The sequence below is a fragment of the Capsulimonas sp. genome, from assembly GCF_039929585.1.
GTDB lineage: Bacteria > Armatimonadota > Armatimonadia > Armatimonadales > Capsulimonadaceae > Capsulimonas.
In genome coordinates this window covers 1-5,109 of the sequence record NZ_JBDSQY010000010.1, presented here as the reverse complement: position 1 = coordinate 5,109, position 5,109 = coordinate 1, and the positions used below count along the sequence as shown (strand labels likewise).

4 protein-coding genes and 1 pseudogene are annotated in these 5,109 nt (G+C 61.7%); 1 reads left to right on the top strand and 4 read right to left on the bottom strand.

Translation table 11 applies throughout. The features are described 5' to 3' along the window. Positions 1-16: 16 nt before the first annotated feature. Positions 17-1,246 (bottom strand): LL-diaminopimelate aminotransferase, encoded by a 1,230-nt coding sequence (locus ABIZ35_RS00545; RefSeq protein WP_348217922.1) that lies wholly within the window; start codon positions 1,244-1,246, stop codon positions 17-19. A gap of 174 nt (positions 1,247-1,420) precedes the next feature. On the opposite strand from ABIZ35_RS00545, the gene ABIZ35_RS00540 reads away from it, so the two are divergent. Next, entirely contained in the window at positions 1,421-1,981 is a 561-nt protein-coding gene (locus ABIZ35_RS00540) for a GNAT family N-acetyltransferase (RefSeq protein ID WP_348217921.1), read from the top strand. A gap of 15 nt (positions 1,982-1,996) precedes the next feature. On the opposite strand, the gene ABIZ35_RS00535 is transcribed toward ABIZ35_RS00540, so the two are convergent. The 3 genes and pseudogenes from ABIZ35_RS00535 to ABIZ35_RS00525 form a co-directional block, all read right to left on the bottom strand. Continuing rightward, a complete protein-coding gene (locus ABIZ35_RS00535; protein WP_348217920.1) occupies positions 1,997-2,299 on the bottom strand; it encodes a hypothetical protein in 303 nt (100 codons plus the stop codon). An 11-nt stretch (positions 2,300-2,310) separates the two neighbouring features. Beyond that, complete coding sequence (locus tag ABIZ35_RS00530) at positions 2,311-3,051, bottom strand: hypothetical protein (RefSeq protein ID WP_348217919.1); 741 nt, start codon at positions 3,049-3,051, stop codon at positions 2,311-2,313. A gap of 27 nt (positions 3,052-3,078) precedes the next feature. Next, positions 3,079-5,109: pseudogene (locus tag ABIZ35_RS00525) on the bottom strand (hypothetical protein); the annotation flags it as partial.

Below are 5,109 nucleotides of genomic sequence, written 5' to 3'. Positions count from 1 at the left end.
GAAGAAAACAGACGACTTATAGCTTGAGCGCCTTGATCCGGCTGACGGCCTCAATCACGTTTTCGCGTACGCCGAAGGCGCTGAGGCGGAAGTAGCCTTCGCCGCTGGAGCCGAAGCCGGAGCCGGGGGTGCCGACGACGTGGGCTTTGCTGAGCAGCAGGTCGAAGAACTCCCAGGAGGTGATATTTCCGGGCGTCTTGAGCCAGATGTACGGGGCGTGGACGCCGCCGTAGACGGCGATGCCGGCTTCGGCGAGTCCTTCGCGGATCAGGCGGGCGTTTTCCATGTAGTAGGCGATCGTTTCCTTGATGGCGGCCTGGCCTTCGGGGGTGAAGACGGCGGCGGCGCCTTTCTGGATCGGGTAGCTCACGCCGTTGAACTTGGTGGTCTGGCGGCGCGACCACAGGGTGTGCAGCGAAACCAGTTCGCCGTTTTCGTTGCGGGCCTGGACGCTCTTGGGGACGACCGTGTAAGCGCAGCGCACGCCGGTGAAGCCGGCGGTCTTGGAGAAGCTGCGGAACTCGATCGCGACGTCGCGCGCGCCGGGGATCTCGTAGATCGAGCGTACCAAGCTGGGATCGCTGATGTACGCTTCGTAGGCGGAATCGAAGAGAATAATGGACTCGTTGGCCTTGGCGTAATCCACCCATTTCTGCAGGGCTTCCCGCGAAAGCACCGCGCCGGTCGGGTTGTTCGGGGAGCAGAGGTAGATCAAGTCCACGTGTCCCGTAGGCAGCTCGGGATCGAAGCCGTTCTCGACGGTGCAGGGCATGTAGACCAGACCCTCGTAGCGGCCGGACGCGTCGGCGGCGCCGGTGCGGCCGGCCATGACGTTGGTGTCCACGTAGACGGGGTAGACGGGATCGGTGACGGCGACGACGGCGTCAGTCGAGAAGATCTCCTGGATGTTGCCGGTGTCGCATTTGGAGCCGTCGGAGACGAACACTTCATCGGCGGCCACATCGGCGCCCTGGCTCTGGAAGTGATCCGCGATCGCCTGGCGCAGGAACTCATAGCCCTGCTCCGGGCCGTATCCCTTGAACGATTCGATGTGTCCGAGCTCCTCGACGCCGGCGTCGATCGCCTTGCGGATCGGCTCGGCCAGCGGCAGCACCACGTCGCCGATGCCCAGGCGGATTACTTTCGCATCCGGGTTCGCCGCCGTGAACGCGCTCACGCGCCGTCCAATTTCCGGGAATAGGTATCCCGCCGCCAATTTTTGATAATTACTGTTGATTTTTGCCATATCGCCGTTTACTCATTCACAGTGGTTCGTACGCCGCCCGCGCTGTTGGGGGCATGTCGCGTTCCGGCGGCAAGTCGCTTGGGGATTGACGCCGCGAAGAGATTATAGCAGAAATGGACGATTTCGAGGGGGGATGACTGCGGCGCGCGCTGTGCGGACGGTATACTCAATCCCATGCCCACTCAAGAGCCAAGCACAATCGAAACCTCCCGTCTTCTGCTGCGCCCGTTCCGAGAAGACGATTGGCGTGACGTGCACGCCTACGCCTCCGATCCTGTCGTCACCCAATTTCTGAACTTCGGTCCCTTGTCGGAAGATCAGTCCCAGGCGCTTGTGCGGAATTTGGCGTCGTTCGCCCAGTCGCCGCAGGCGTCGTACTCGTTTGCGATTACGACACTGGCGGATGGCGCCCTGATTGGTGGATGCAGCCTGTATCGCGCTGGCGCTCCCGATGGCAGAGCAGAATTGCTTTATCTGCTCAATCGGCAGTACTGGGGCTGTGGCTATATGCCGGAAGCCGTACGCGGCCTATTAAACTTTGGGTTTCTTGAATTGGACTTGCACCGGATTTTCGGTCACTGCGATCCGGAAAACACGGCGTCCGCGCGTGTGATGGAGAAGACGGGCATGGCGCGGGAGGGACTGCTGCGCCGGGAGCGCTGGGTGAAAAACCAGTGGCGCGATGTGATTGTCTATGCCGCACTGTCCAGCGATTGGAACGCCGCAGCGCTGTAAATTGACCCGTTTCCGCTATTGCGGCTCATCGGTCCCCACAGACCAGGCGAGGAAAGTGTGGCGGGCAAGCGATGCGCTGCAGCATTCGGCGCAGATGATCTGCCAGTCCGCGACGCCGCAGGCGCGCTCCGTCCAGCCCTGCTCCGCGCATAGCACCTCGTCGCACAGCGCGCACCATGCCTGCGCCGGCGCGTGCGGCGTGTCCTTGCAGGCGTAGTAACTCAGGCCGGATTCCAGACGCAGATGACGACAAACCAGGGAATAATCCGAGGCGCCGTGTCGAGGGCATTGTATCTTGGGTCGAACTTGCGATTCCATAGGCGATGTTTTTAGAGCGGGAGCAGCCCCTCAGTCAAATAGGCGATGTGCTGTGTGGAGTTTACCTCAGCAATGTTAGGGTCCAGTCCTGGGAAGCCGCCCCACTGGAAACAAATCCGTAGATAATCGACGAACGTCGTACGGTGTGGCTCATTTTCGGCAGTCGCGTCGGCGGTGAGACAGGGGAGGGCGATGCCGTACGGCGCGCCGCCGCTGACGTTGGCTTTGTGGTAGAAGTCCGGCGCGAACTCGTACTCATATGGTCCCATCTCCTCCTCTCCTTCCTCATCGCATTCCTCTCGCCAATCGCGGTAAGAGTCGAGACGATACTCCAGCTCCAGTTCATTCACAACCAGAGGGTCGGGGTAGATGGCGCGCCATTGAGCGTGGAACCCCATGAAATCCACCGCTCCCACAGCTTCATACCAGGCTCGCAGCGAGAGGGGGAGCGCGCCGACGGCCGTTTCAAGCGTGTCAAGCTGCGTCGTAATGTCTGGCGGCGGCGGGACAAGCGGACCTGGGTAACTGGGAACCGGAGCGCCCTCTTCGTAGAACCCGAATCGGTAGCCGATCGCTTCCAGGCGCGGGATCAACAGTTCGACGTTCTGCCGCGCCCACGCCATGGTTTCCCGCGCGACGGCCATGGCTTCGGAGAGCAAAGGCTCTGTGCGGACGGCGTCGCTGAGCGCGGTCAGCTCCGCCCACACTTGCTCGTGTTCGCCGGCGCGGTATCGATCGATATAGGTCGCCATAATTAAACTCTCGGTTGTCTGTTCTCGTTAGAAGCCCTGGACAGCTGGCGTCGCCTCGCTTGGCGGCGGTGAGCCGATGACGAAAGACTGGGGGCGCGTGGCTCCGCTGAGTCCGCACTTGGATTTGTCGAATTGCACACGCAGGCGATACGTTCCAGGCCGGGTGAGATCGAAGAACTTCGAAAGATCGAGTGACCCAGCTTCGCATTCCTCAGTGGGCTTCAGCGTTCGGCGTGCGCTGGGGAGAGCGGGAATGGAATGAGTGGCCGAAAGGGAATGGAATTCGTCAGACTTCTGATTGCCGCCGTTGTCGATCCAGCGATAGGACGAGTATTCCATGAGAATGGTGACGCCGTCCGGCAGGCCGGGTGAGTTTGCGTCTGCTGCCGAGACGGTTTGCGCCACTCCCGCCCGGTTGCGCAAATGGATCGTGAGCGGGGCCGACGCGCCGATGGGAATGGAGCTGCTCCCATCATGAGGGATCGGGCTGATGAAGGAGCATTCGATTTTGTGCGTCAATACGGTCCATGGATACTCGTTTTCCGCCGGGAAGTCGATCTCCTCGGCGGGAACGCGCGCGAAGTCGTGCGGGCCGGCGAAGGCGTAGAAGCGATGGCCGTCCGCCGTTTCTTCCGCGTCCCAGACGTACCCGTCCTGATCGTACTGGACCATCGTGTGAAGCTTGCCGCGCGGATCTCGATATCGCGATTCCCGGGAGTACCGTTTGTCCGCGGTCCAGCGCGCTTTCATCGGCAGATCCGGCATGGAAACCAATCGCGCCCCCTTGGGCAGGGCGAAGATGGCGGTTCCCTCCTGAACATCCTGGGATGAGGCCGGGCGCTCTCGCAAGGGAAAGAGTGGACGCGCCCGGAGATAGGGGAAATCGTAACTGTCGCCGGGGGTGCTGAGTCGGTCGTCATGCCCATACCGATCTCCATAAATGCGCAGGCGCTCTGCCGCCTGCGCGATCGCCGCGTCGCGCTTCGACTCGGGCCATTCATATTGGAAATCCGGCATGCCGCTGACGTGGGAAAGGCGCCACGCCGTCATATCGCACCTTCGGATCGTGATTTGTGTCGTCTTACCGGGCCAGTCGTGGCTGCGGACGTAGAGTGTATTCATCGGGCGCGGCCCGCCTGCGCTCACCTTCCCGGCGTCGCTCTTGTCGGCAAGCATGACAATAACGACGTCTCGAAATGGAGCGACCCCGAGCAGCGGGCTTTCCAGAAGGTTCTCGAAAACATCGCCGCCAAACCCCTCGCGCTTTTGCAGCAGGGGAACCCAGAGCGACTTGGGATCTTGGAACAGATACGCTGCGGCGTCGATCATGGCGGGATCGTGCGTGCAGCGCCAGAGCGGCTCTAAAATGGGGCTGTTATCGAACGGCGAGAGATCTTTGAGAGTAGCCGATTTGATCCAGGCTCCATAATCCGCAAGGGCGTCCGTGTCGCCGCCGCGCACGCGGGCCATCGTGATCTGCGCCAGTGTTTGGCTATTCTGGTAAATTAAGATCGATTCGCGCCAACGATTGCTGCTTGCCCGTGTCGCCGCAAACTGATCTTTCAGTGATGGCGTCGCCGCTTTCGCATCCCAGGCCGAAAGATACAGCGCCATCTGGTCCGCGTTTTGCACGTCGTAGAACTGCTGTGACGAGTTCGGCTCCTGTGTCTGGATCATGTCGTGGACGCGTCGCGCCATCAGATCGGAGATGGAAGGCGCGGCCTCGGATCGAAGCGCTTCTCCCGACGCGGGAGGCGGCTGATTGTGCGGTCGCTGCGATGTCTCGACCCAGCCTCCGCGCGTGATCACATCGCTGGGCGTGACGATATTTTTCGCCGCCTGAAGCCACTGACTGGGGGCGGCGCTGTCGTCGGCGAGAGTCAGTCGCCAGCGCTGCGGGAGTGAGAGAGCGTGATACTTGTCCCAATACGCCTGAACCGCGGCGGCTCGGCTCGCCGCCGTGTCGCCGGCCGGCAGAGCCGACCGCAGTGCACCGGTGGAAGCCGGCAAGGATTGGAAGATCCTCCAGAGCGGCCTCGGCGTGAAGAAGTATCCGCT

Excerpts from the sequence above, each read along its gene's own strand:
- ABIZ35_RS00545 (WP_348217922.1), bottom strand. The coding sequence starts at position 1,246 with ATGGCAAAAATCAACAGTAATTATCAAAAATTGGCGGCGGGATACCTA.
- ABIZ35_RS00540 (WP_348217921.1), top strand. The coding sequence starts at position 1,421 with ATGCCCACTCAAGAGCCAAGCACAATCGAAACCTCCCGTCTTCTGCTG.
- ABIZ35_RS00535 (WP_348217920.1), bottom strand. The coding sequence starts at position 2,299 with ATGGAATCGCAAGTTCGACCCAAGATACAATGCCCTCGACACGGCGCC.
- ABIZ35_RS00530 (WP_348217919.1), bottom strand. The coding sequence starts at position 3,051 with ATGGCGACCTATATCGATCGATACCGCGCCGGCGAACACGAGCAAGTG.